Genomic DNA, 23797 nt, shown 5'->3' with positions numbered 1-23797 from the left:
GAAACTTCCAGTGATTTTTGGAATTTTCTATTCAATTACCTTCGCGCTAATATAAATATTGTTCAGCGGCCAGTCGCCATCGTCCGCCTTCACTTTTGAAATTTCGTCTACCACGTCCATCCCCTTGGTCACTTTTCCGAAGATGGTGTATTTACCGTTTAAATGGGTTGTTGAAGATTTTGGTCCCAAGAAAATAAAAAATTCATACGGTGCCGTTCTATTGTCAGGGTTTTCACGATATTCCTTGGCTCCCGAAACCGTTCCGTATTCGTGCAAGCGGCCTGGAACTATCTCTGCGGGAAGCAAATATTCCTTTCCTAACTCCGCGCGTTTCTTCTGCGTTGAAACCAAATCACTATTGCCGGCCTGGATTATAAAATTTGGAACCACTCGATGAAAGAATGTTTCGTGAAAATAGTTTTGTTTCACCAAATAGATAAAATTGGCGCGGTGCATTGGCGTGTCTTCGTAAAGTTCAATTTCAATATCGCCAAACCGGGTGGTTATCAAGACCTTGGTTTCCGGGTTTTCCTTTCCGTATTCGGTTAAAAAGGAAACCACATTATCGTTCGTAATTTCAGGATATTCTGAAATGGCATCAGGTTCGGTTTCAGTTTTAGCCTCAGTCTTTGTTTCTATTTCGTTTTTGTCCCGAGAGCCATCGGCATCGTAAGCCTTTTTCTTATCTTCACAGCTTCCAAAGAACAGAACAATTCCCAGGCAATAAATAAACAACTTCTTCATAAATGGATTTTCGCGATTTTGAAAAACGGATTGTAAAAGTAACAAAAATGGAACTTCCCGGCGAAACGGTCCAATTTAAAATGGCACCTATGGAACGCTTGCAGGAACTGAAACGCATTGCCCGCCACCAGAATACCGCAAAGAGGGCAGGGGTGATGTCGCTTTTTTACCCTTCGGAAGATTTTGAAACACGCTTGATTTTAATCCTTCGGAAAACTTACAAAGGCGTTCACTCTGCACAGGTGGGTTTTCCCGGCGGCAAACTTGAAGCAGAAGATAACTCCATACAGGATGCCGCCTTGCGTGAAACCGAAGAAGAAGTTGGCGTTTCACGGAATGCAATTTCAGTATTAAAAGCGCTTACTGAAATCTACATTCCACCCAGCAATTTTTTTGTGCAACCCTTTTTGGGAATAACCGCACAATCACCAAAGTTTATTCCGCAGGAAGAAGAAGTGGAAGCACTGATAGAAGTAACCCTACGCGACTTTATGGACGATGTGAACGTAACCACCCAAACCCTCTCCACGTCCTACGCCACAAGCATTGAAGTGCCAGCTTTTAAATTGAACGGACACATAGTTTGGGGCGCTACCGCAATGATGCTCAACGAAGTGCGCGAATTGCTTAAAAAAGTGCTGTAATGGCTTATTTTAGTATATTTGTCTTTCCTACGTCGGTAGTAGGTAGACGGTAGTTGATAGGTGTTACAAAGTTCAAATTTATGAAGCCATTTCTTACCGCAGACTGAGCGCTGACCATTGAATATTGAATACTGATTACTGAAAAATGAGTCTCTTCAAAAAAAACCCTTTTGGGCATATACTTTTTTTAAAACTCTGGTTAATACGGATAGCTGGTCTGTTAACTCACCGAAGATTTAAAGGCTTTAATGAATTAAAAATTGAGGGAAGCGAGATTCTTAGAGAGCTTCCAGAGAGAAATGTACTTTTTGTAAGCAATCACCAAACCTATTTTGCAGATGTTGCGGCTATGCTGCATGTTTTTAACGCAAGCCTGCACGGCCGTGAGGATAGCATTAAAAATATTGGATATCTCTGGAACCCGAAACTAAATATTTATTTTGTAGCGGCAAAGGAAACAATGAAGGATGGTTTATTGCCAAAAATCCTTGCCTATGCTGGTTCTGTAAGTATTGAACGCACCTGGCGTGAAAAAGGAAAAGAAGTAAACAAGCAGGTGAAGATGAGCGATGTAAGCAATATTACCAAAGCGCTAAATGACGGTTGGGTGATTACCTTTCCGCAGGGAACTACCAAACCTTGGAAACCCATCCGCAGAGGAACTGCACATATCATCAAAAAGAACAAACCTGTAGTAGTTCCCGTTGTAATTGATGGTTTCAGAAGATCGTTTGATAAGAAAGGGCTTCGGATAAAGAAAAGGGGTATTCTTCAATCTATGGAAATCAAACCACCGCTTGATATTGATTACGATAACGAGACAATGGAACAAATCGTGGAAAAGCTGGAATATGCCATTGAGCAGCATCCATCATTTCTAAAAGTAATACCTGCTTCTGCAATACAAAGCGAAGAAGAACTCAACAAAGAGCGTCAGTGGCGTTATTAAATGAGTTTTCAGTCGCAGTGGCAGTTTTCAGTAGTTTTAAAGGGTATCATAACTTTTTACTGCGGCTTTTTTCACAACTCTATCTTCTTTAGTTCTTTATAGTTATTGTACAGCCTTCTTAAAAGAATTCCGTAAACAATTCTGTAAAATAAAAGGATAAAACCAATCATCACGATTCCGAAAAGTATTTGGATCACAAAAAACATTTTCATAAACCTTTCTTGTGAAATGTTCGTGATACCATAATCTTCCGTCATAAACTGGAATACAATATCCTGGTTGAAATAGTAGTAAAAATTAATTCCTATTATCAGTAAAACTGAAGCTGTTACGTTGTAAATCACAAAATACTTGACCGTTTTTCGTGTACGCAGAATATTCTTCATCAAGTCTTTGATAGAATCTGTGGTTGAGATTTTGCGATAGTTTCGGTAAAAAAGAATGATAAAAACTCCAAATACCGTATAGTTTAGCACGTTTACGCCCACCAAAATATTATGAAGACCAATATCGTCACTAAACTTGGTGCTCGATTCCGGTACCATGAAGGAAAGGAGGGTCCAAAAAAGAATTTCGGCAATACTTATGTAGAATATCCATTTTACGATTGAAGAGGATTTCTTCAACAACATTTTGTAAATATCATCATAGGTAAGCTTCGGAAGCTTTTGCTCACTGCTTTGCCATTGTTTTTTTAATAGTTCCAGTTCATCCATTGTGGGTTACGGATTTAAAATGGTTCGTAATTTTTCCTTTATCCGGTTCATTTTCACTCTAGCATTTACCTCTGTAATACCAAGGGTTTCAGAGATTTCCCTGTAGTTTTTGTCTTCCAGATAGAGAAAAACCAATGCTTTGTCAATATCGTTCAGATCTTTCACGGCACTGTACATAAGCTTCAATTGTTGTTCGGTTGTATCATCATAGGGTTCTGAGGAAATTTTAAAACTGACCCCTTCAAAATCCTGTGTTTTTATACTTCTTTTTGATTTTCTATAAAGCGTTATTGCCGTATTAAGTGCCACGCGGTACATCCAAGTGCTAAATTTGGAATCGCCCCGAAATTTTGGGTATGCGCGCCAAAGTTGAATGGTTATTTCCTGAAACAGATCGTTATGCGCGTCGCTGTCATTGGTATATAACCTACAGATTTTATGTACAATGTTTTGATTCTCCTCCAGTTGGGTCACAAAACTATGTTCTAGCTCTTTGTTCAATGGTAGTTTGTTAGCTTTTGATTAGTATTTACGAAGAGAGGTTTGTTACAAAAATCATAAAAATTAAACGAACTCTCATTACAATGCCTAAATTTAGGGTATAAAATAAACAGATGAATATTCCCGAAACCAGCTTGCCCCGAATTGTAGTTATAGGTGGCGGATTTGCTGGTATTTCTTTCATAAAAAAGCTTCAAAAAGAGAAGATACAAATTGTACTTTTTGACAGACACAACTACCATACGTTCCAGCCATTGCTATACCAAGTTTCCACGGCTGGATTAGAGCCAGATTCCATAGCATATCCACTTCGAAAAATTTTCAGGGATAATAAGGATTTTCATTTCAGAATGGCAGAAGTGGAACGAATAGATACGGTTAACAACAGTATTTTAACTTCCATCGGAAGTTTAAATTATGATTATTTGGTAATTGCCACGGGTACGCGTACCAATTTCTTCGGAAATGAGAACATCGCAGAAAATAGCATGCCCATGAAAACAGTACCGCAAGCACTTAACATTCGAAGTTTGATGCTACAGAATATTGAAAAGGCAGATATAACAACAGATGAAAGGGAAAGAAAGCGACTACTGAATTTTGTGATTGCAGGGGCTGGGCCTACTGGCGTGGAGCTTGCGGGAGCTTTGGCAGAATTCAGAAAGGGAATTCTTGAGAACGATTATCCCGAGCTTGAAGAGGAAGAAATGAACGTACACCTTATTGAAGGATTGGATAGGGTGTTACCGCCAATGAGCAAGCAGGCTTCGGAAAAGGCGCATAAATTTTTAGAAAAACTTGGTGTTCAAATCCATCTGGAAACATTTATCAGTGATTATGATGGGAAAACAGTTACTACCAAAGACGGTCAAAAATTTGAAACGGCAACCTTTATATGGGCTGCTGGAGTTACTGGCGCTCCTATAAAAGGAATAGATGGTGAGGCATTAATAGAGAAAGCCAATAGATATAAAGTTGATGGATTTAATAAAATAAAAGGTTTTGAAAATATCTATGCACTTGGGGATGTTGCCTTAATGGAATCTACAAAATACCCTAAAGGGCATCCGCAAGTTGCACAGCCTGCCATTCAACAGGGTAAACAGCTGGGGAAAAATTTCAGGAAAATGCTAAAAGGTGAAAAAATGGAGCCTTTTGAATATTTTGATAAAGGAACCATGGCCACCGTAGGACGCAATAAGGCGGTTGTTGATATGGGCAAATTATACTTCGGCGGCGCAATAGCCTGGTTTCTTTGGATGTTTGTTCATCTTTGGTTTTTGGTGGGTTTCAGAAATAGGGTAGTAACGTTTTTTAATTGGACGTATAGTTACATCAATTATGATCGCGCCGCACGCTTGATTATTCGTCCTTTTAAAAAAACCTAACCGCTGTTGGGTTATATATAAATATAGCCTACAGCCTTCCGTTTATTGAACCTTTACCGGGATAGGCCCACCATTTGAAACCCAACTGCCACCGATTTCATCAATGTTAACGTCCAGCTCATCCGAGGTTTCAATCTTTTTGAGATTTACTTTCACTTCATCATAGGTATCAACACTTTTAAGGTTAACGTTTAGTTCGTCATAAGTGTTAATGTCTACCAAGCGTACGTCCATCACTTCCGTGAAAGGTTTACTGGGTAGTGTTTCGATTTCGTTTGCGTAAGCGGACGGAATAAATTCAAAGTCTCTCATCACATTTATGGTGAGGCAAACAGCGATGATTGTTAAAATGATTTTTGTGTAGTTGTCTGTTTTCATCTGTATAATATTTAATAAAATGGAAGATGTAATGCCGTAATTAATCATCTTCGGTTGGTTCGTAATTAGTTAATGGGCATTTCATAAATAATTTATTATAGTCTTTGGGTATTATAATTTTTCATAGGTTACCATTGCAATCTCTTCACTTTTACCGCGAAGCTTTTCTTTCCCCAGTTCTTTTTTGGTAACGCCTTTTGGTAATTTATAAGCAATATCGGCAAATGGTTTTGAAGCTAAAATTTCGACATCCAGTTCGTTGCACATGGCCTGAATACGTGAGGTTGTGTTCAAAACATCACCAGAAAAAGCGATATCGCGCTTTATTTGCCCAATTTCACCAACCATTACCGTGCCGTAGTGAAGACCCACTTTGAATTCGGGAACCACACCGTATTTTTTTAAGTATTTGGGAGCTTTATATTTAATTATCTTTTTCATGCTATAATAGCATTGTATAGCATTTCCGCGTTTTAGGCCCCATTTCATTTTCCAAGACACAACCACTTCATCACCAACATATTGATAAACTTCGCCGCGGGTTTGTACTATGGCGGGAGCTATGTGCCTAAAAAAATCTTTCAAAAAATTGAAATACTTTTCCTCTCCCAAACTTTCGGCAATTCCCGTGGCATTTTTAATATCGGCAAACATAAAAATACGTCGTTCATGTTTGGGCCTAAAATATCTTCCTATTAAATAATCCGGAAACACTCCAGGACCATATTTGTCGTTTACCATCAAAACGATAAGCGTAATTAGAACTATGAATAGCCAAATGATATAATTCTTTATAAAAAGCCATGTGCCAAAAAAGGAAATTGTTTGCTGAAGCACTTCCAAGGTATAGAATGGAACCCCCAAGTCTTCACTCGTTATGTACAATGCACCAATGGCACCTACCAAAAAAGCGGTGACGGTGTAAGCGATTATTAAATAAAGAAGGGCTTTCCAAAAAACCAAACGCCTAAGCCAACGTTCCATTAAATTTACGGTTACAATGCCGCCTATGAGCCCTGCTGAAATGGCAACAATAAGGTTTGCCATTACTGCTGAATAAAAATCGTAACTAGAACTCAATACTCCGTTGCTTTTTAGAGTAATGAATTCGTAAAAAAACATAACATTCGAAATTATCACCCACGCTATCAAAATCCAAAAAGCCCGTCGCGTATAAAACCACAGCTGTCTGGTAGTGTATCTTTCAAAATTAGGTTTTAAACCCATTAGCAGTTTTTGTATTTGTCATGAAGGCCATCCCCATTTTTTATCATAGGAATGCATTTTTCCAATCTGCTCTGTTGGGTAGCTTCCCGTTTTGCTTGCCCAATATGTTCGGCATATTCTCGCTGTTTGCCGGGAGTGAGTTTTTGAAAATGATTTTTTAATGAAGTATCTTTCTTGAAGGCATTTTCAAGAATAGGCGGGATTGAGACACCTTTTTTTCTCACGGGCTTTAATTCCTTTCCAGACTTGCTGTTGGCTATAGCTTCTTCTATATATTCCAAAACAATTTGAGGGTCAATTTCATCACCCTTTTCAAACCGCCACTGCCGTAGTGCTTTGGTGATGCCTTCTTGTGCGTTAAGAAGTTTGTTATGCTTGTCTTTTAAAAAAACACCTTGGTGAAACCAAAGCGCCATATGGTTTTTAAAATCGGCAATTCCTACTACTAATTTTCCATTAAGAGTGTAGTTGGGTTTGCTCCATTTTACTTCTTCCTTTAATTCTGTTTGCAATATAATTTCGCGGAGCTTTTGCAATTCTACCTTCCATTTGGTTTGTTTATTAATGTAAGCATCAACTTTTTGAGAATCATCCATTACTTTTCTTTTATTCCGAAGATACAATTTTCCATTTCTTTTTGCATAAAAAAGTAGGACTGATTTTATTTTGAAATTTACAAAAATTGGTTTTCTGTGACAAAGAATGAATGTTTAATCAGGAAAATTATTTTATTAAATTTTACAAAATATTTATTGTTAATCAATAAATATTTATTTACTTTCGTAAAGTAATTATAAAAATATCTCTAATGAAAACAAATATTATAATGAAAGTGATGAATATTATATTTTGGATAATATTCATTGGTTTGTGCATAAAGACCGGGGCTTTGCTCGTCTCTCTTTTTGTAACCCTCTTTATAAATTCCGGTGGCGCAGCAGATACTTATATGGGGCTGGATCTTTTAGATGTGTACAATTTTAACGTAGAATATTATATTGGCATAGCCAGCTTTTTGATAGCGCTGTCGGCACTGAAAGCTTATCTTGCCTATCTTGTGATAAAGCTTTTTATGAAATTTGATTTAAGTTATCCCTTTAATGAAAAGACCGCTTCGCTAATTACACAAATGAGCCATTATGCTTTAAGTATTGGTGTTGTGGCCATAATTGCGGAAAACTATGCAAACCGTATCATGAAGCAAGGGTTTACATTACAAATAGACTGGGGCGCAGAACAGTTTTTATTTTTTGCGGGTGTCATTTATATAATAGCATTGGTCTTTAAAAGAGGAGTAGAGATACAAAACGAAAATGAACTAACAATTTAATTATGCCAATAGTCGTAAACTTGGACGTGATGATGGCCAAGCGAAAAATGTCATTAAACGAACTTTCCGAAAAAGTAGGGCTTACGCTTTCCAACCTTTCCATTTTGAAAACCGGAAAAGCAAAAGCGGTGCGCTTTAGCACCTTAGAGGCCATTTGCGAGGTATTGGAATGTCAGCCAGGAGATATTTTGGAATTTGTTGAGTAAGTTTTATCCAAAAAAATATCTATAATGAAATACTACAATTGGGACATCATTTTTTACAGTTCGGTTTATTTTTTTCTGAAATGATACCTTGAAGTTTCATCTTTGACCTAAAAATAAAAACCAACCGATCTATGAAAATTTCAATCATTACCATTTTAGCGCTCCTTTCACCTTTTTTCTTTTTTGCCCAAAATACGGTATCCGGAATCGTTACCGATAATAGCGGCAAACCAATCTTTGGAGCCAATGTGTATTTAGAAGGCACTTACGATGGAAGTACTTCCGATGAAAACGGAAAATTTTCATTTGAAACTTCTGAAACCGGCACACAAACCTTGACCATTTCCTATGTTTCTTTTGAGGCTTCAAAAATCATTGATGATGTTTCAAAAATGAAAGGTTTGAAAATTACGCTTCGTGATGATGTGAATTCCCTAGATACCGTAACAATTTCTGCAGGTTCCTTTTCTGCGGGCGATAACAGTAAAATTTCTGTTTTAAAACCTTTGGATATCGTTACAACCGCAAGTGCATTGGGAGACTTTGTGGGCGCATTACAAACCCTTCCGGGAACCACGACCGTTGCAGAAGACGGACGCCTCTTTGTACGAGGGGGCGATGCTGGCGAAACCCAGATTTTCATTGATGGCATACGGGTTTTTACGCCATATTCGCCTACAACAAACAATGTGCCTACACGCGGACGTTACAGTCCTTTCTTGTTTGATGGAATTACATTTTCCACGGGTGGTTACTCTGCGGAATATGGACAAGCATTATCGTCCGTATTACTTTTGAACACTATAGACGAACCAGCGCAACGAAAGACTGACATTGCCATTATGAGCGTGGGCGGCGGTCTTGGCCATACTGAAAAGTGGGAAAAAAGCTCGTTGAGCGTTAACACTACCTATATAAATTTAGCGCCTTACATAGCGCTTTTGCCAGATAGAAATGATTGGAAAAAACCTTTTGAAACAGCTTCGGGTGAAGCGGTTTTTCGTCAGAAAATTGGGGATGGTCTCTTAAAAGTTTACGGTGCTTTTGACACTTCCGATTTTGAGCTTACCCAAGAAGACATAAACCAGCCCGAGGGAACGCGATTTAAACTCAACAACCAAAATTTTTATACCAATGCCAGTTACAGTAAAATGCTTGAAAATGACTGGACTGTTTTTGGCGGTGGAAGTTATACTTTCGGAAAAACCAAGGTTGGCATTGACGAAGCCAATATAAAAGATATTGAAAATTCAGCACACCTAAAGCTGAGGTTGAAAAAACGCTTTAGCAATCGGTTTAAGTTAAATTTTGGGGCCGAACAGTTTGTGACCGACTTCAACGAAGATTATGACGAACCAAATTTTGCCGCAAAATTAGGCTACTACAATAATATTTCGGCAGCATTTACGGAGGCAGATTTTATTTTTTCGCGAAAGCTAGCCTTAAAACTGGGCGTTCGTGGTGAATACAGTGAATTGTTCAAAGAGTTTACGGTTTCGCCAAGAATTTCCTTTGCCTATAAAACAGGGAAGAGCAGCCAGCTTTCATTAGCCTATGGCGATTTCTTTCAGCAGCCGGAAAGCGAAGTGCTGAAATTCACCAATAATCTGGAAGCGCAGCATACCCAACACTATATTATGAACTATCAATATTCAGCCAATAATAGAATTTTTCGTGCTGAGATATATAGAAAGCAATATACCAATCTTGTTACATATAATGACGAAATTCCTGACGTATACACAACATTTCTAAACAATGGTGATGGTTTTGCGCAAGGACTTGATTTATTTTGGCGAGACAATGAGACGCTTAGAAACATAGATTATTGGGTAAGTTATTCCTATTTGGACACCGAACGGAAGTATAAAAATTACCCCGTTGCCGCCACGCCGAGTTTTGCAAATACCCATAACCTTTCGGTAGTTGGAAAATACTGGATTAACGATTGGAAAAGCCAGATTGGGTTCAGTTATCAATACGGCAGCGGAAGAACCTATACCGATTTGAACACGCCCGGTTTTCTTCAGAATAAAGCCCGCGATTATAACAGTGTGAGCTTGAACTGGGCATATTTACTTTCACAACAAAAGATTCTATATGTTTCCGTAAATAATGTTTTTGCTTTTAAAAATGTAAATGGCTATCAATATGCCAATGCTCCGGATGTAAATGGAAACTTTGCCCGCAGAGAATTACTTCCTGCCGCAGATCAGTTCTTTTTTGTGGGCTTTTTCTGGACCATCAGCGATGATGGAAAGGACAATCAGCTTGATAATTTATAATGGCGGAGTCAAACTTACAATTCAGCTATAAAATTCAACAGTTCGGGTTATCAATTTTTTAAAGCTGAATATTTTAAAAGAAATTTGAATAACAATTTATACTAACTAAAAATCTTGAAACCATGCAAAATGTAATCACGTATTTAATGATCTTTTTTACTGCCCTTATTATGCAGGGACAAACAGATTCAGCAGTTAATACAGCCGCTGAACCCACTAAATATCAACAGGGAATGCGAAAAGCTTTTCAGCTTTGGCAGGAAAACAAATCGTGGGAAGCCGCAAACGTGTTTGAACGTATTGCAACAGCCGAACCCGATAATTGGTTGCCACCGTATTACGTGGCGCAGATTAACGTAATCAACAGTTTTACCGAAAAGGACGGAACTAAATTGAAAGCTCAATTGGACAAAGCGCAGGATTTTATCAATGATGCTACCGCAATTTCAAAAGAAAACCCAGATTTACTGGTTTTACAGGCACAACTATATACCGCTTGGATTGTTTATGATGGACAACAGTACGGAATGACCTATTCCGCGAAAGCTTCGGAACTTTACAATAAAGCCTTGGCGCTTGCTCCAGATAATCCACGTATTATTTTAGCAAAAGCTGAATGGGATATGGGCGGCGCAAAATATTTTGGGCAATCCATTGAACCCTACTGTAAAGACATTCAGCGCGCCATAGATCTTTTTGCTACCTTTAAACCAGCGGGTGAATTTTACCCAACTTATGGTGAAGAACGGGCTAAGCAAGTACAGGCAGAAAGCTGTAATTAAAATTTTGCCGCCAATTCGCGAATACTCCATATCCTCCTGCAAGGTCTTTAAGACCTTGTAGGTATAAAAAAGGAAAATATTTATGCGCATTTTAAAAGAATTTGGAAAAGCATTTTTCGTGGGAGCCCTGGTTTTCATCATCCTCGGTTTGATTCAATATGCCAATGGATACCAATATGATAACTGGCGTGATATTCTATTTGCCTTCCTTTACAATCAATTGTATTCCGTAATACTGTATATGGTTAATGCGTATTATTTTGTTTTTTTATTGAAATTGTTCCCCAACCAGGTTTTTCAGACAAAAAATCTTTTAAAAGGACTTTTGGGAGGAATTCTGGTTACACTTTTGGCACTATTATTTATTCGATTTATAACAGAAGTCATAATAGACGGAAAAGGCTTTTCAGCATTTATTGCTGCCGAAAAGATGCAGTATTACTATATATCGTTTATCATTTCGGTTGTGGTCACCACTGTATTTTACGTGGTTTACTATTATAGAAATAAGCAACAGACTATTGTAAAGGAACAGAAAATAATTGCCGGAACAGCTTCGGCAAAATTTGATGCCCTTAAAAACCAATTGGATCCACATTTTCTTTTTAACAGTTTAAACGTACTTACCAGCCTAATTGAAGAAAATCCCGAAGCCGCTACACGTTTTACTACTTCGCTTTCCAAAGTGTATCGTTATGTTTTGGAACAAAAAAACAAGGAGTTGGTTACCCTGGAAGAGGAATTGAAATTTGCGGAGCTTTATATGTCGCTATTGGCGGTACGTTTTGAGGATAGTATTGTTTTTACTTCACCTTCAAAGTTGGAGAACCCACAAGCAAAAGTAGTCCCGTTATCGCTTCAACTTTTGTTGGAAAATGCGGTTAAGCATAATCAGGTTATGCCTTCAAAAAAATTGTACATAACAATTAAAGAAGAAAATGGCAATTTGGTGGTTACCAACAACAGTCAGCCAAAGCAGGTTTTAAAAGAGAGCACGGGCGTTGGTTTGCGGAACATTCGTGATAGATATGCACTATTGACGGAACGCCCAGTAATAATTAACGAAAATCGAAAAGAATTCAGTATAGCAATTCCCATTTTGGGCGAAAACCTTCATATTATGAATACACCAGATACATTTATTTCAGAAAAAAAATACAAACTCGCAAAAAAGCGTGTGGAAAAGCTAAAAGGATTTTACATTCACTTGACTTTATACATTTTGATGGCCCCCGTGTTTATATACCTGAATTATATTTCGAGAGCCGGCTTTCCGTGGGCGCTTTTTCCCATAGTGGGTTGGGGCTTTGGAGTTATGGGCCACGCTGCCGAAACCTTTAACTATAATCCATTTTTCGGAAAAGATTGGGAGGAGCGCAAAATACGTGAGTTGATGGACGAAGATGAATAGAATACAGTTCGTCCCTAAGAAACTACAGTTGGGTTTCTTCTTTTTTTGAAAGAATTCAACCAGTGCTATCTTTATGAAATAATATAAAAAATCACAATTATGGAAACCGAAAATCATAAAGACAACAAATATTTTAAAGCCAAACAACGCGTGGCAGAAATTAAGAAATTCTACACAAGTTTAATGTTTTACATAGTCTTTATTGCTGCTCTGGCGGGACTTAATTATTATGTAAACGAACTGCGCCATCCGTGGTTTTTATGGGCAGCTTTTGGTTGGGGAATTGGAATCTTTTTTCAGGCCATAAAAACATTTAGATGGGCACCTTTCATAGGTAAGGACTGGGAAGAAAAAAAGATGAAACAGTTTATGGAAGAGGAAGAACAAAAGTCTAAAAATAATTGGAAATAATGGAGTATTCTGAAAGCATAAAATGGAGAAAGGCCCGTAGAAGGGTAGAAGCATTAAAAGGATTTTACAAGCATTTAATAGTATATGTAATTGTAAACATAGCTTTATTTATTGTGAGAGGAAATGTTCTGGAGTTTTTTCAAATTGAATCAAATGATAAAAATTTTGTGGAATGGGTTGATTGGAATATTTTAATAGTTCCATTTTTTTGGGGAATCGGACTACTATTTCACGCGGCGAAAGTTTCAATATAAATCTTCCTTCATAAAAACTGGGAAGAACGACAGTTTAAAAAATTCATGAAAGAAGAATAAAACTTATAAAGCAATGGAAACCAAAAAAAGCTTGGCCTATTTGAAGGCGAAAAAAAAGGTAGAGACCCTAAAGGGATTTTACAGTCACTTGGCGGTATATATAATTGTTAACATATCGATTATACTTGTTTCGGCCAATGTTTTTAATGCTAAGGAAATAAACTTTACACATTGGAGCAATTACATTACCGCTATTTTTTGGGGCATCGGTTTGGTGTCGCACGCCCTGTACGTTTTCTTTGTTATGAATGTGAATAATAACTTTCTAAAACGCTGGGAGGAGAAAAAAATAAAGCAATTTTTAGAGGAAGACCTTTAGAAATCGAAACCAGAAACCAGAAACCAGAAACCAGAAACCTGCAACCTGCAACCTGCAACCAGAAACGAGAAACCAACCAAATGAACGTACTGATCATCGAAGACGAAAAACCCTCTGCACGTTACCTTCAACGGATGCTTGAAAAACAAGATGTAGTTGTCAACCAAATGCTGCACAGTGTAGAAGAAGCCGTGGAATGGTTTCAAAACAACAAGCATCCAGATTTGATATTTCTCGATATTCAACTGAGCGACGGCCTTTCCTTTGAAATTTTTGATACGGTGGAAGTAGACAGCGCCATTATTTTCACCACTGCTTTTGACGAATATGCACTGCAGGCTTTTAAGCTGAATAGTATCGATTATCTCTTAAAGCCTATTGACGAAGCCGAACTGCAGGCTGCAGTTAAAAAGTATAAATTCTTCAAACCGAGCCACAAAAATGTGCAGCTCAATTTTGAGGATATTAAAAAATTGCTCGTAAACCCTATGGAGCGCGAGTATAAAAAGCGATTTACTACAAAAATAGGGCAGCACATTAAAATGATTTCGGTAGATGAAATTGAGTGTATCTATTCTGAAAACAAAGGTACGTATGCACACACGGTGGATGGCCGTGATTATCTTTTGGAAACTACTTTGGAGCAACTGGAACAGGAGCTTTCCCCAGAAACCTTTTTTAGGATAAGTCGAAAATTTTACATAAATATTAATTCAATAAAAGATATAATAGCATACACAAATTCCCGGCTTCAATTGAAGTTAAATAGTTATAGGGAACAGGAAGTAATCGTTGCTCGTGAAAGGGTAAAAGATTTTAAACTTTGGCTGGAGTAGTTATCCTTTCTTTTTGGAAGATTCAATTCTATTTTCTTGAAAGGAGGAAGGTAAAAGCTTCGGAATAAATTTTACCAATAGGGGTAAAAGAACCGTTCCACCAGGCAAGAGAAAGATTGTAAGTGATGGGATGGTTTTACAAATATCCAATAACTGTTCTTTCACTTTCGATTTTTCTTCTGCAGAAAGATCGCGCAGAGTGGATTGCCCAAGCAAAACCATCAATTCACCGCTTTCTTCCAGTTCACGTGTTAAGCGGTCTTTGTTTCTTATAATCAACAGTTTTACAGTAGAGGCAGATTGCTTGTAAAACTGTTTCACTGGGTGCGAATATTCAAACAGCAGGATTTTTTCGGTATAATTTTTTGAAAAGGTGTTGAGGGCCAAAAGACTTTTCTGAAGCTCAGCTTCAGGATAATCAAGTGTAACCAAGAGCTGTTGTAAAAATTGATGTTCTATTTCGTCCATCTTTAAATCTTCCCAAACGGTAAGGCAGCAAAGGTCCAGCAGATAATTTTTTTCTAAAGAATTTTGGCTACTCTTCAAATAATTTAGACTTTCCAAAAAAGTTGCAGCACCACCTTCGGTTTCATCAATTATATATTGCGAAGAAGTTTCAAAAAGTTCAATGAGAAGTTTGTCGTACTTAGTTTTTTTCTTTTTAGACTTTAAGGTGTAGAAACATCCAGTTAAAATTACGGTTTCCAATTGCTTGTAATATTTTTTTGCAGACGCAGGGTCTGCCTGCCACTGTTTATAGGCTAAGACGTCTAGGTATAAAAGCGCATAGGTTAATAATGAAACCGTATTTTTTTTCAACAATGTATTGGCTTCCTGCAATCTTGTAGAAAGGATATGCTCTAAAGTATTTTCTGGGCGTTGTGAAAGTGAAAATTTCTGAAAAAAGCTTGTTTTCCTTTTTTCCATCTGCTGGTAAAAAGATAAAATATCTGCTACTGCATCTTTATTTGTCGCATTTTTATTTTTTTCAAAAAAAGAAAAAAGTAAGGAGTGAAAGAGGTTTATTTTTGCGAGTTCCTCTTTTGTAAGTTTCAAATTTCCAAGCCTCTTCTTTGGCAGAGCAGCTACAGAGACTCCGTAAATAAATCCAGTTTGTTTTAAAGAATTATAAAATTGTTGATCGTTTTCAAAAGAAGTAATGAGTTCGTTCCTGTCGAAAAGATTTAAAAATTTCAATATCCAATCAGGGGCAGAGGGGTTCATGGTATAAATAATTGAGTAATTTTAGAGCTGTCAAAGCTAGTGTTTTTCACGTTAACAAAAGATTAACGTACTTTTAAAAACCATGCAGTTACATTTAAACGTAAGTATAAGCGAACAATTAAAAATAAATAATATAAACCAACAAAAAAGATGAAAAAATCAAAACTTTTTGCAGTAATCGGTGGAATAGGCGTAGCCGTACTATCGATATTTTTAATATCCGCAGATCATATTGACGCACCAGCAGTTCAAGGGACTACAGCAGATATTACAGACTTTTACGCCTTTCAGGGACAGAACTCTAGCAACTTTGTATTTGTTGCCAATGTCCAGGGATTATTGCCTCCGGGCCAACCTACAGATGAAGCTGTTTTTGATGAAACGGTATTATTAGAATTTAATATTGACAGCAATAATGATCTTAAGGAAGATTATGTGATTCAAGCAATTAAAAGAGGTGACTCTATGTATTTCTTTGGTCCTTCGGCTCCGGCAATGCAAGGTTTGGAAAGTACAATTGCAACTTCAACACGAAGGAGCGTAAAAATTTCTACCAAAGATGACGTGCAAACTACCGAGCAAGATGGAATGAAGTTTTTTGCAGGACCGCGCGAAGATCCATTCTTCTTTGACTTTAATCAGTATAATGCCGTGCTTTCTGGAACGGCCTCAAGCTTTAACAACCCTGGGATGGACACATTTGCCGGAACTAATGTTTTGAGCGTTGTGGTAGAATTTCCAAAATCTATGTTGCCTGGTGGTGCTACTGGTGTAAATCCATTTGCGGCATCAACACCTATGTACAACGTATGGGTAGAAGCCAAAAGAAAACAATAAGAATTGCTAACCTTAATAAATATAAAAAAGATGAAAACATTAAAATATATAACCCTTTTTGCTGCAATCTCAACATCACTTTTATTTGTGCAGTGTAAAGATGATGACGATAACGTAATAACACAGGAAACCTGTACCGATGGAATTATGAACGGGGAAGAATCAGGAGTAGATTGCGGTGGCCCCGATTGTGAGCCTTGCGGACTAGTACTTGATTTCAGTGGAACTTATGTACAAGAAGACCAAATGGGCCGTCCCGGTATAAACACCGTTTTTGGAACTGATGGTTTTAAAGATGCATTTAACGTAACGGTACCTTCGCAGATGCAAGCTGCTTTTCAGGAAAAATTTGAAACTAAGTTAATGGGCTTAAATCCAGGCTACACTAGTAATGCCTTAGGTCTAGATGCACCAACTTTTACAACTGTACTCGCTAATGATGTGCTTTGGTTGGCGCAGTCTGGAATCACAACCTATTTTAACGGAACAGAAATACTTACGGGTAGAGCCTTGAGTGATGATGTTATAGATGTATCACTATTATTGATTTTTGGTGGGCCAATGGGTGATGAAAACCCAGGGCTTACAAGGGATGGAGTGCCAACGAATGATGTTGCATTTTCAAGTAGCTTCCCATACTTGGCTGGACCATTTTAATAGACCTAATTTAAACTCAAAAAAGAGAACCCCAGTGTTCTCTTTTTTGTTTTACTAAATTAAAAGCCAAACAAAATTTAATATTCAACTTATGAAAAAACTCACCACACTAATAATTATGGTTGTTATTCTCTTTGGATGTCAGGAAAAGACGGAAAAAATTACAGATAGCAAAGACTATAATAAATATTTAAATACTGCAAATACTCCATCAAAAGATGCTGTGCAGAAAGACTTGGAGTTCTGGCAAAATCGTTTTAATGATGATACCACACGTTTGATGGAAATGTCGCGGTTAGCTGGAATACATGCTGCGCTTTTCGGGAGTACGGGCAATATTTCAGAATTGAAAACATCAGAAGAATTGATTAAAAAATCATATAATGTTTCTGCCAGAAACAAGGATATTTATCTGCGTAGCCTTGCCCATAATTATATATCTCAGCATCGCTTTAAGGAAGCACAGTTACTATTGGATAGTGCATATACCTATCCTGATAATAAAAAAGAAACAGAAATGATGCTTTTTGATGTGGCGATGGAATTGGGCAATTATGAAAGCGCTGATACACTGCTTGGAAAAATTAAAAACCCAAAAGATTTCAATTATTTAATTCGCTTAGCAAAATGGAGCGACCACAATGGTAATCTCGATGCGGCAATTAAATATCTGGAACAAGCCAAACAAATTGCCGAAGAACGTGACAATTCAGGTTTAAAATCGTGGATATACAGTAATCTGGGTGATTTTTATGGCCACGCCGGCCGCCTTAAGGGCTCTTATAGTAGTTACTTAAAAACATTGGAACTTGAGCCGGACAACCATTACGTAAAAAAGCAATTAGCTTGGATGGTTTATTCTGCTGAAAAAAATACAGAAGAAGCCAATAGAATTTTAGATTCTATTATGGTCAACCATAAAGCACCAGATTACCATCTTTTAAAAGCTGAAATAGCAGCTTACAATGAAAATATTTCCGAAGAAGAAAAACAATATGAGTTGTTTTTAAAAAAAGTGGAAAACCCTTATTACGGAGCAATGTACAATACGTATTTAATTAATCTATACGCTGAAAACAATCCAGAAAAAGCATTGAAGTTGGCTGCAATGGAAATTAACAATCGTGCTACTCCCGAAACCTATCAATTGTTGGCGTATGCACAATTAAAAGTGGGCCATAAAGAAGCTGCCTTAAAAACAATAGAGGAGTATGTAGCAGGCAAAACAGAAGAGCCTAAGGCTCTTTTTCATTCGGCATTGGTTTATAAAGCTAATGGCATGGATAAGAAAGTTGCTATTTTAAAAGAAGAACTTTTAGGTGCGAGTTATGAATTAGGCCCAGTAAAAGCTAAAGAAATCGAAAAATTATAATTATTTGAAAACCAAACCCTGCCATTTTACGTAAATATGGTTGAGGTTGGTTATCTATCAAGAAATTGATAGATTTTACAAAACCGGTTGATCCGGTTTTCAGAGTTTTTTTGTTAGTTGAAGCGTCCGCCATTGGCGGACGCTTTTATTTTATGCACAAAAAAAATCTGGAAGTAGCCCAGATTTTATGATTAATCTTTTTCTTAAATACTTATCACACCTAAGGTGTAAAGCTGGGACATGGTTGGCATTTCACTTCCGCCCTCTGGTTCTAGGGTAATCCCAAAAGCTTCAGCATCTGGGAAATTCACAAACTTAAAAATGCCTTCACCCATTTCATTTTCTGTTGAGATTAAACCCATACTTGTGGGGGTAAGCGGTTCCATTTTAAGTGACCACACTTGATACACCTTACCTCGTGGCGGAGTAGGGAGTCCTTTGGTATCTATGTATGCAATGTTTTCCTGTTTGTTAAGATAGACCTTTGCAAATGCTTCGGGAGCAACTGCTTGGTTACCCGGAAGTGTATAAACTTGATAATCTTTTGATCTTAAAACTTCAAGAACTTCATTATTTTCAGCCAATTCGTTTTCAGCTTTTGATTTTTCTTCACGTAAAACCGTATTCTCTGTGGTTGTTACCTGAATTGAGTTATTTAGATCATTGGTTTGTTTCAGCATCCACATGATTCCGCCCATAAATAGAATTGCTGCCGCCCAGCCAGTTATTGCAGGCCAGTTAATTGATCTTACTTTGCTTTCTTCAGTATTGTTGTCATTTCTTATAGCATTCAATATAGCGGTCCAGCTCATTGCTTGAACTGGTGGTGCTACGGTCTCTGCCAGATGCAATAAAGATTGTTCGATAAGTTCTACTTCGTGTCTTACTTCGGGAAAATCCTGAATTGCCTTTTGTACTTCCAAGACTTCATCTTCCGGTAAGGCACCGCAGACGTAGAGTTCTAAATTTCCTGATGCTATTAATTCTTCGGGGTTCATAATATTTTATCCTAAAACCATTACCCGCAATTCATTGATACAGGTTCGGTTTCGTGTTTTTAATGTTCCTAATGGTATTTCCAATGTTTTTGAAGCTTCCGCTTGTGTAAATCCTTTAAAATATAAAAGGTCTATTATTTTTATACATGCAGGCTTGAGCGAGTCAACAAATTTTTTAATGCCAATTGTATTTGTTTTTCTGTTTAAGCTATCGGAGGATGATAATATATCTACGAAATTTGTCGTACTTAGGTTTTTTCGGGAGTTTTTAAATGCTTTTGATCGGGTTTCATCAATTGCCGTGTTCCGTGCAATGTTTAGAAGCCATGTGAAAAACCTGCCTTTATTTACAGAATATGAACTGGCGTTGTTCCATACTTTAATGAAGACATCCTGCAAAAGTTCTTCAGCTGTTTCTTCATCTAATACAATACTGTATATTATTCCGTAAATGGCTTCGCTATACATAGTATATAATCGGGAGAAAGCTTTCTCGTTCCCGTTTTGCATCTCTATAATGAGATCATTGGGTTGCTCCATGGCACATTTTTTTTTGAAAGTAAATGTAGTGAAATTATTGAGAAGACCCTTTGTTGTTAACCTGCACCTAGAAAATTGTTTACTTGATGGATGTATTGTGTTAAATTTCAATGGAATTTTAAGAAAAAGTTGTGAAAAAATTAATTTTTAATAGCTTTACAGAACTTAACCATCTTAAGTCTAATATTAATCTAAACAAATCAAAAAAATGAAAAAAGTTACCCGGAGTTTATTCCTGGCAATCTTGCTCGTCTTTTCGGGCACAATGGTTGCTCAGAATTTTTCAGGAGCAATCGACCAACAACTAAATCATTATGTAGAGCAAAATGATTTATTGCCACAGGATGCACAGTGGCAAGTAACGAGCGAAACCCAAAGTAGAACGAGCGGTATTCAGCACGTTTACTTTAGACAGCTACTTAATGGAATTGAAATTTATGGTACTGAATCTAGTATCCATCTTGCGTCAAATGGACGTGTAATTTCAAAAGACAGTAAATTTATTAAAAACACTTCTCAAAAGCGAAAAGGTTCAAGTTCTCCTGCACTTACGGCTATTCAGGCTGTTCAAGCAGCAGCTGGACATTTGAATTATTCACTTACCGGTTCTCTTTCAGTATTGCAAGGGGCAGAGGGAGTTGACAGAAAAACATTATTGAGCGACGGCGGAATCTCCTTAAGTCCCATACCCGCAAGGCTGATGTATGCTATAAACGACAATAATGAGTTGGTTTTAACTTGGGATATTTCAATTCAAGAAAAAAGTCAACAAGACTGGTGGAGTTTAAGAATTGATGCCAATACAGGCGAAATAGCTAACCAAGCCAACTGGATGGTAAGTTGTGCAATTCATCACGATCACAGCAACGACACGAAAGAAATGAATTTTAACGCAAACTTATATGACATTCCAAATTACGATGAGATTGTAGCAGATAATACTGCAGCATGTACGGAATGTTATGAAGTATTTGCATTGCCCCTTGAAAGCCCATATTACGGAGCTCGCACCATTGAGGTTCAACCTGCAAATGCTACCGCTTCACCATACGGATGGCATGATACAAACGGCGTTGCTGGTGCTGAATATACCACAACTCGAGGAAACAATGTAAATGCATATGAAGATGGAAACAATCCGGGATACCAGCCAAATGCTGGTGCAGATCTAGAGTTTACCGGATATCCATTCAGTCAAACATATACCAATGCAAACCAATATGAGGATTCTGCAATCACAAACCTTTTTTATATGAATAATGTTTTTCACGACATTATGTACCAATATGGATTTGATGAAATAAGCGGTAACTTTCAAGAAAACAACTACGGAAACGGAGGCGCTGGAAGTGACTCTGTAAATGCGGAAGCCCAAGATGGTTCTGGAACTTGTAACGCAAACTTCGGTACGCCTCCAGACGGTTCAAACCCAACAATGCAAATGTACATTTGTGGTGATAAAGATGGCGATTATGACAACTTGGTAATTCTTCACGAATATGGCCATGGTATTTCAAACCGTTTAACGGGTGGCCCAGGAGCTTCTGGATGTTTACAAAATGCAGAACAAATGGGAGAAGGTTGGAGTGATTTCTTTGGTGTATTATTGACTATTGAACCAGGTGACACAGGAACCGACTCTAGAGCTGTTGGTACATATCTTTTTGGCCAAGGCCAAGGAGGTGCCGGTATTCGTGACTATCCTTACAGTACTGATATGGGTGTGAACCCACAAACGTATGATTTTATTAAGACTGCGGCCGTACCTCATGGAGTAGGTTCAGTTTGGGCTGAAATGTTATGGGAAGTAACCTGGGCATTGATAGACGAACACGGTTTTGACGCAGATATTTATAATTTTACTGGAGATGTAAGCCAAGATGCTGGTAACATTCAAGCTTTGGCTTTGGTTACTGAAGGTATGAAACTACAACCTTGTAGTCCAGGTTTTGTGGACGGTCGGGATGCAATTTTTGCCGCAGACCAAGCAATCTATGGTGGAGCGAATGAGTGCCTTCTTTGGGACGCATTTGCAAAGAGAGGTTTAGGCTACAGTGCTAGTCAAGGTTCTTCTAGTAGCAGAAGTGATGGAACACAAGCTTTTGACACTCCTTCACAAACGGCTACATTGTCAGTTCTTGAAGAAGTTTGCGCATCTTCTGACGTTCTTACTGATTTAGGTGGCGGTAGCCCAAGCGGTGGTACTTACAGTGGCCCAGGAGTAACTGATGATGGAAATGGTTCTACCTTTACATTTGATCCTTCAGTAGCTGGTGTAGGTGTACACACCATAACTTACGATGTTCCTTCTGGACCATGCTCTGTGGCTTCTTCAGCAACTGATACAATTGAAGTACTTGCAGTTCCGGCTGGACCGACTACTACGGGCGTAACAGACTTTTGTGTGGGAGAACCGGTAACCGTTACGGCTACTCTTAATGATCCTAGCAACGTAATTAGATGGTTTGATGCCCCAACAGGAGGAAACTTCCTTTTTGAAGGTGAATCATACACCTTTACACCTACTGGGTCTATAGACGTTTATGCACAGGAAAGTGCTCCAGGCCCATTATCACAATTGGTTATTTCAGAAATTAATTTAGAAACACCAGATAGATTTGAGATTCAAAACGTGGGTGTAGCTAAAGACTATACAGGATATAAAGTTGCCGTTAGTGATACTCCTTATGCAGATATTAACGCTGTAAACACAATTGTAAAGAACTTGAGCAGTATGGGCGCCAATTCAGTTATGGATTGGAATGACGATAGCGGTTCTGGATACTGGGGAAATAACTTATTCTGGGATAACTCTGGAACAGGATGGATATTAATAATTGATCCAAGTGGAGAAGTAGTTGACTCTGTTTTCTGGAATTTCAGCGCTGCAGAGATTGCTGGGTTCAATGTAACCATATCTGGTTTCAATATTACTGCCGCTGATTTAGACTGGACTGGAGTAGGAGCTAATTTATCAATAGATTGTTCTTCGGGATCTTTCAGAAGAGTTGGCGATTTAAACACAGCTGCTGATTGGTCTGGAACTTGTGAAGCTGCTGATTTTGGAACACCAAACAGCGATATCAACTTAGGGACTCCAGGATGTCCTGGCGAACGTACGATAGCAGAGGTTATAGCTGAAACCGAAGATCCAGTTATAACTTGCCCTGCAGATGTTACTGTTGAAGTAAACCAAGGAGAGCAGTTTACATTGCCAGATTATACTGGTGATGCAACAGCAACTGATAATTGCCCAGATCCTGTAATTACGCAAGATCCTGCAGCTGGTACAATGGTAGGTCCCGGTGTAACAACAATGACTATGACTGCAACTGATGGTGCCGGTAATGAAGACACCTGTACTTTCACAGTTACTGTAGATGAAATTTTAGGACTTGGAGATAATGAATTTTATAACAATATCTTATTGTATCCAAACCCAACAACAGGCGAACTTACCTTGTTGAATAGAACTACTACTCAGCTTAATAACGCTGTTATTACAGATGTAAAAGGTAGAGTGATTAAAACAATAGACTTAAAAGAAGTAGGAATGGAAACCAATTTCTCTTTGGAAAGTCTTGCCACAGGAATGTATTTTGTGAAAATAAATGCAGCAGATACAAGCATTGTGAAGCGTATTGTGAAACAATAATTCCTGGTTAATAAATTTTGAGAGCCCGCGTCAATTTGTTTGACGCGGGTTTTTTTACATCCCACTTTTCAAT

The 23797-nt window shown here is 37.9% G+C and carries 25 protein-coding genes; 16 read left to right on the top strand and 9 right to left on the bottom strand.

Going from position 1 to position 23797, the window contains the following annotated elements:
* Positions 1 to 27 precede the first annotated feature (27 nt).
* Positions 28 to 744 carry a peptidylprolyl isomerase gene (locus AC58DT_RS00800; protein ID WP_497214858.1) on the bottom strand — a complete coding sequence of 239 codons (717 nt, stop codon included), beginning with the start codon at positions 742 to 744 and terminating at the stop codon, positions 28 to 30.
* A gap of 2 nt (positions 745 to 746) precedes the next feature.
* On the opposite strand from AC58DT_RS00800, the gene AC58DT_RS00795 reads away from it, so the two are divergent.
* Together AC58DT_RS00795 and AC58DT_RS00790 are read left to right on the top strand one after the other, a co-directional pair.
* Complete coding sequence (locus AC58DT_RS00795; protein ID WP_497214857.1) at positions 747 to 1388, top strand: NUDIX hydrolase; 642 nt, start codon at positions 747 to 749, stop codon at positions 1386 to 1388.
* A 145-nt stretch (positions 1389 to 1533) separates the two neighbouring features.
* Positions 1534 to 2337: a lysophospholipid acyltransferase family protein gene (locus AC58DT_RS00790; protein WP_497214855.1), complete on the top strand. Its 804-nt coding sequence runs from the start codon at positions 1534 to 1536 to the stop codon at positions 2335 to 2337.
* Between the two features lie 71 nt (positions 2338 to 2408).
* Here AC58DT_RS00790 and AC58DT_RS00785 read toward each other — a convergent pair whose 3' ends face one another.
* Together AC58DT_RS00785 and AC58DT_RS00780 are read right to left on the bottom strand one after the other, a co-directional pair.
* Positions 2409 to 3053, bottom strand: coding sequence for a DUF8845 family protein (locus AC58DT_RS00785; RefSeq protein WP_497214854.1), 645 nt, complete (start codon positions 3051 to 3053; stop codon positions 2409 to 2411).
* Between the two features lie 6 nt (positions 3054 to 3059).
* Complete coding sequence (locus tag AC58DT_RS00780; RefSeq protein WP_497214853.1) at positions 3060 to 3554, bottom strand: RNA polymerase sigma factor; 495 nt, start codon at positions 3552 to 3554, stop codon at positions 3060 to 3062.
* Between the two features lie 113 nt (positions 3555 to 3667).
* Between AC58DT_RS00780 and AC58DT_RS00775 the strand changes: the two genes are divergently transcribed.
* Positions 3668 to 4942, top strand: coding sequence for an NAD(P)/FAD-dependent oxidoreductase (locus AC58DT_RS00775; protein WP_497214852.1), 1275 nt, complete (start codon positions 3668 to 3670; stop codon positions 4940 to 4942).
* 42 nt (positions 4943 to 4984) lie between these two features.
* Here the strand turns inward: AC58DT_RS00775 and AC58DT_RS00770 are convergent, their stop codons facing one another.
* From AC58DT_RS00770 to AC58DT_RS00760, 3 genes are all read right to left on the bottom strand, one after another.
* Positions 4985 to 5320 carry a hypothetical protein gene (locus AC58DT_RS00770; protein WP_497214851.1) on the bottom strand — a complete coding sequence of 112 codons (336 nt, stop codon included), beginning with the start codon at positions 5318 to 5320 and terminating at the stop codon, positions 4985 to 4987.
* Between the two features lie 111 nt (positions 5321 to 5431).
* Positions 5432 to 6400 carry an adenylate/guanylate cyclase domain-containing protein gene (locus tag AC58DT_RS00765; protein WP_497214848.1) on the bottom strand — a complete coding sequence of 323 codons (969 nt, stop codon included), beginning with the start codon at positions 6398 to 6400 and terminating at the stop codon, positions 5432 to 5434.
* A 146-nt stretch (positions 6401 to 6546) separates the two neighbouring features.
* Positions 6547 to 7143, bottom strand: a complete 597-nt coding sequence (locus AC58DT_RS00760) for a YdeI/OmpD-associated family protein (RefSeq protein WP_497214847.1) — start codon at positions 7141 to 7143, stop codon at positions 6547 to 6549.
* Positions 7144 to 7355: 212 nt separating this feature from the next.
* On the opposite strand from AC58DT_RS00760, the gene AC58DT_RS00755 reads away from it, so the two are divergent.
* The 9 genes from AC58DT_RS00755 (at position 7356) to AC58DT_RS00715 (ending at position 14441) form a co-directional block, all read left to right on the top strand.
* Positions 7356 to 7877, top strand: coding sequence for a DUF2975 domain-containing protein (locus AC58DT_RS00755; RefSeq protein WP_497214846.1), 522 nt, complete (start codon positions 7356 to 7358; stop codon positions 7875 to 7877).
* 2 nt (positions 7878 to 7879) lie between these two features.
* Positions 7880 to 8083 carry a helix-turn-helix domain-containing protein gene (locus AC58DT_RS00750; RefSeq protein ID WP_202335678.1) on the top strand — a complete coding sequence of 68 codons (204 nt, stop codon included), beginning with the start codon at positions 7880 to 7882 and terminating at the stop codon, positions 8081 to 8083.
* Between the two features lie 131 nt (positions 8084 to 8214).
* Positions 8215 to 10368, top strand: coding sequence for a TonB-dependent receptor (locus AC58DT_RS00745; protein WP_497214845.1), 2154 nt, complete (start codon positions 8215 to 8217; stop codon positions 10366 to 10368).
* 122 nt (positions 10369 to 10490) lie between these two features.
* On the top strand, positions 10491 to 11150 hold the full coding sequence (locus AC58DT_RS00740) for a tetratricopeptide repeat protein (RefSeq protein ID WP_497214844.1): 660 nt from the start codon (positions 10491 to 10493) through the stop codon (positions 11148 to 11150).
* Between the two features lie 82 nt (positions 11151 to 11232).
* Positions 11233 to 12561: a 2TM domain-containing protein gene (locus AC58DT_RS00735; RefSeq protein ID WP_497214843.1), complete on the top strand. Its 1329-nt coding sequence runs from the start codon at positions 11233 to 11235 to the stop codon at positions 12559 to 12561.
* 99 nt (positions 12562 to 12660) lie between these two features.
* Positions 12661 to 12972: a 2TM domain-containing protein gene (locus AC58DT_RS00730; RefSeq protein ID WP_497214842.1), complete on the top strand. Its 312-nt coding sequence runs from the start codon at positions 12661 to 12663 to the stop codon at positions 12970 to 12972.
* Positions 12972 to 13226 (top strand): 2TM domain-containing protein, encoded by a 255-nt coding sequence (locus AC58DT_RS00725; protein ID WP_497214841.1) that lies wholly within the window; start codon positions 12972 to 12974, stop codon positions 13224 to 13226. The genes AC58DT_RS00730 and AC58DT_RS00725 overlap by 1 nt, the downstream gene beginning before the upstream one ends.
* 73 nt (positions 13227 to 13299) lie before the next feature.
* Positions 13300 to 13605, top strand: coding sequence for a 2TM domain-containing protein (locus AC58DT_RS00720; RefSeq protein ID WP_497214840.1), 306 nt, complete (start codon positions 13300 to 13302; stop codon positions 13603 to 13605).
* Between the two features lie 80 nt (positions 13606 to 13685).
* On the top strand, positions 13686 to 14441 hold the full coding sequence (locus AC58DT_RS00715) for a LytR/AlgR family response regulator transcription factor (RefSeq protein WP_497214838.1): 756 nt from the start codon (positions 13686 to 13688) through the stop codon (positions 14439 to 14441).
* Here the strand turns inward: AC58DT_RS00715 and AC58DT_RS00710 are convergent, their stop codons facing one another.
* A complete protein-coding gene (locus tag AC58DT_RS00710) occupies positions 14442 to 15665 on the bottom strand; it encodes an LETM1-related biofilm-associated protein (RefSeq protein WP_497214837.1) in 1224 nt (407 codons plus the stop codon).
* Between the two features lie 150 nt (positions 15666 to 15815).
* Between AC58DT_RS00710 and AC58DT_RS00705 the strand changes: the two genes are divergently transcribed.
* The 3 genes from AC58DT_RS00705 (at position 15816) to AC58DT_RS00695 (ending at position 18531) form a co-directional block, all read left to right on the top strand.
* Positions 15816 to 16502, top strand: a complete 687-nt coding sequence (locus AC58DT_RS00705) for a DUF4331 family protein (protein WP_497214836.1) — start codon at positions 15816 to 15818, stop codon at positions 16500 to 16502.
* Between the two features lie 30 nt (positions 16503 to 16532).
* A complete protein-coding gene (locus AC58DT_RS00700; RefSeq protein WP_497214835.1) occupies positions 16533 to 17159 on the top strand; it encodes a DUF4331 family protein in 627 nt (208 codons plus the stop codon).
* 91 nt (positions 17160 to 17250) lie between these two features.
* Complete coding sequence (locus AC58DT_RS00695) at positions 17251 to 18531, top strand: tetratricopeptide repeat protein (RefSeq protein ID WP_497214834.1); 1281 nt, start codon at positions 17251 to 17253, stop codon at positions 18529 to 18531.
* A gap of 203 nt (positions 18532 to 18734) precedes the next feature.
* Here AC58DT_RS00695 and AC58DT_RS00690 read toward each other — a convergent pair whose 3' ends face one another.
* Together AC58DT_RS00690 and AC58DT_RS00685 are read right to left on the bottom strand one after the other, a co-directional pair.
* Positions 18735 to 19529: an anti-sigma factor gene (locus AC58DT_RS00690; RefSeq protein WP_497214833.1), complete on the bottom strand. Its 795-nt coding sequence runs from the start codon at positions 19527 to 19529 to the stop codon at positions 18735 to 18737.
* 6 nt (positions 19530 to 19535) lie between these two features.
* Positions 19536 to 20069, bottom strand: a complete 534-nt coding sequence (locus tag AC58DT_RS00685) for an RNA polymerase sigma factor (RefSeq protein WP_497214832.1) — start codon at positions 20067 to 20069, stop codon at positions 19536 to 19538.
* 208 nt (positions 20070 to 20277) lie between these two features.
* Between AC58DT_RS00685 and AC58DT_RS00680 the strand changes: the two genes are divergently transcribed.
* Positions 20278 to 23724 carry a M36 family metallopeptidase gene (locus AC58DT_RS00680; protein ID WP_497214830.1) on the top strand — a complete coding sequence of 1149 codons (3447 nt, stop codon included), beginning with the start codon at positions 20278 to 20280 and terminating at the stop codon, positions 23722 to 23724.
* Positions 23725 to 23797 lie beyond the last annotated feature (73 nt).

The organism is Aequorivita sp. CRS11, from assembly GCF_059693805.1.
This window is presented reverse-complemented; position numbering and strand designations above follow the sequence as displayed.

What these genes read in the sequence shown, in the direction of transcription:
- AC58DT_RS00800 (WP_497214858.1), bottom strand. Translation starts at nt 744, where the DNA reads ATGAAGAAGTTGTTTATTTATTGCCTGGGAATTGTTCTGTTCTTTGGA.
- AC58DT_RS00795 (WP_497214857.1), top strand. Translation starts at nt 747, where the DNA reads ATGGATTTTCGCGATTTTGAAAAACGGATTGTAAAAGTAACAAAAATG.
- AC58DT_RS00790 (WP_497214855.1), top strand. Translation starts at nt 1,534, where the DNA reads ATGAGTCTCTTCAAAAAAAACCCTTTTGGGCATATACTTTTTTTAAAA.
- AC58DT_RS00785 (WP_497214854.1), bottom strand. Translation starts at nt 3,053, where the DNA reads ATGGATGAACTGGAACTATTAAAAAAACAATGGCAAAGCAGTGAGCAA.
- AC58DT_RS00775 (WP_497214852.1), top strand. Translation starts at nt 3,668, where the DNA reads ATGAATATTCCCGAAACCAGCTTGCCCCGAATTGTAGTTATAGGTGGC.
- AC58DT_RS00770 (WP_497214851.1), bottom strand. Translation starts at nt 5,320, where the DNA reads ATGAAAACAGACAACTACACAAAAATCATTTTAACAATCATCGCTGTT.
- AC58DT_RS00760 (WP_497214847.1), bottom strand. Translation starts at nt 7,143, where the DNA reads ATGGATGATTCTCAAAAAGTTGATGCTTACATTAATAAACAAACCAAA.
- AC58DT_RS00755 (WP_497214846.1), top strand. Translation starts at nt 7,356, where the DNA reads ATGAAAACAAATATTATAATGAAAGTGATGAATATTATATTTTGGATA.
- AC58DT_RS00750 (WP_202335678.1), top strand. Translation starts at nt 7,880, where the DNA reads ATGCCAATAGTCGTAAACTTGGACGTGATGATGGCCAAGCGAAAAATG.
- AC58DT_RS00745 (WP_497214845.1), top strand. Translation starts at nt 8,215, where the DNA reads ATGAAAATTTCAATCATTACCATTTTAGCGCTCCTTTCACCTTTTTTC.
- AC58DT_RS00740 (WP_497214844.1), top strand. Translation starts at nt 10,491, where the DNA reads ATGCAAAATGTAATCACGTATTTAATGATCTTTTTTACTGCCCTTATT.
- AC58DT_RS00735 (WP_497214843.1), top strand. Translation starts at nt 11,233, where the DNA reads ATGCGCATTTTAAAAGAATTTGGAAAAGCATTTTTCGTGGGAGCCCTG.
- AC58DT_RS00730 (WP_497214842.1), top strand. Translation starts at nt 12,661, where the DNA reads ATGGAAACCGAAAATCATAAAGACAACAAATATTTTAAAGCCAAACAA.
- AC58DT_RS00725 (WP_497214841.1), top strand. Translation starts at nt 12,972, where the DNA reads ATGGAGTATTCTGAAAGCATAAAATGGAGAAAGGCCCGTAGAAGGGTA.
- AC58DT_RS00720 (WP_497214840.1), top strand. Translation starts at nt 13,300, where the DNA reads ATGGAAACCAAAAAAAGCTTGGCCTATTTGAAGGCGAAAAAAAAGGTA.
- AC58DT_RS00715 (WP_497214838.1), top strand. Translation starts at nt 13,686, where the DNA reads ATGAACGTACTGATCATCGAAGACGAAAAACCCTCTGCACGTTACCTT.
- AC58DT_RS00710 (WP_497214837.1), bottom strand. Translation starts at nt 15,665, where the DNA reads ATGAACCCCTCTGCCCCTGATTGGATATTGAAATTTTTAAATCTTTTC.
- AC58DT_RS00705 (WP_497214836.1), top strand. Translation starts at nt 15,816, where the DNA reads ATGAAAAAATCAAAACTTTTTGCAGTAATCGGTGGAATAGGCGTAGCC.
- AC58DT_RS00700 (WP_497214835.1), top strand. Translation starts at nt 16,533, where the DNA reads ATGAAAACATTAAAATATATAACCCTTTTTGCTGCAATCTCAACATCA.
- AC58DT_RS00695 (WP_497214834.1), top strand. Translation starts at nt 17,251, where the DNA reads ATGAAAAAACTCACCACACTAATAATTATGGTTGTTATTCTCTTTGGA.
- AC58DT_RS00690 (WP_497214833.1), bottom strand. Translation starts at nt 19,529, where the DNA reads ATGAACCCCGAAGAATTAATAGCATCAGGAAATTTAGAACTCTACGTC.
- AC58DT_RS00685 (WP_497214832.1), bottom strand. Translation starts at nt 20,069, where the DNA reads ATGGAGCAACCCAATGATCTCATTATAGAGATGCAAAACGGGAACGAG.
- AC58DT_RS00680 (WP_497214830.1), top strand. Translation starts at nt 20,278, where the DNA reads ATGAAAAAAGTTACCCGGAGTTTATTCCTGGCAATCTTGCTCGTCTTT.